This window comes from Frankia sp. R82 (genome assembly GCF_023716925.1).
In the GTDB taxonomy this organism is placed as follows: Bacteria; Actinomycetota; Actinomycetes; order Frankiales; family Frankiaceae; genus Frankia.
In genome coordinates this window covers 1-645 of record NZ_JAMQQG010000193.1, presented here as the reverse complement: position 1 = coordinate 645, position 645 = coordinate 1, and the positions used below count along the sequence as shown (strand labels likewise).

Genomic DNA, 645 nt, shown 5'->3' with positions numbered 1-645 from the left:
GCCGCCGCCCGCCGACGCGTTCCGTCCGTCCGGTCCGCCGCCGCCCGCGAACTCGTTCCAGCCGGGACGCCCGATCGGGGGCACCGGTTCTCGGGTGCCACCCTCGTCCGGGCCTGGTGGCGCATCCCACGCCGGCCCTGGCGTCGGCGGTCAGGGTGCCGGCGGCCAGGGCGTCGGCGGTCAGGGTGCCGGGGGGCTGGGGACCAAGGGGCCCGGCGCAGGCCTGGGCTCCGGTGGCCTGGGCTCCGGCGGTCAGGGCTCCGGCGGGGGCGGTGCGGGTGCGGTGGGGCCGACCGATCGGACGGCCAGGGTGCCCCGGCGTGACGGTGGTCCAGGCCCCGCGCAGCCCGGTTCCGCGGAGTCCGCCGAGGGCACAATGATCATTAATCGGGGGGTGGGCCCGACGTTCGTGCCGGACGCCGACCGCCCGTACTCCGATCGGGGGCCGCGTTCTGCCTCGCCCGCGGCGCCGCTCACCCGGCCCACCGTCGACGCCGCCTCGCGGGGCGACGCACTCGCCGCCGCCCGAGGGGACGCCTTCGCCGCCCAGGCCGGCGAGTACGCCCCCGGCCAGGGTGGCGCGGGTGTCGCCGGTCGGGACGCCGCGCCACGCCCCTACGGCGCCGTGGCCGCACCGGGCGGTCC

Annotated in this window: 1 pseudogene; it reads left to right on the top strand. The window is 80.2% G+C overall.

The annotated features are described in order from the left end of the window. Nucleotides 1-376: 376 nt before the first annotated feature. A pseudogene (locus ND747_RS29405) lies at nt 377-645 on the top strand (hypothetical protein); the annotation flags it as partial.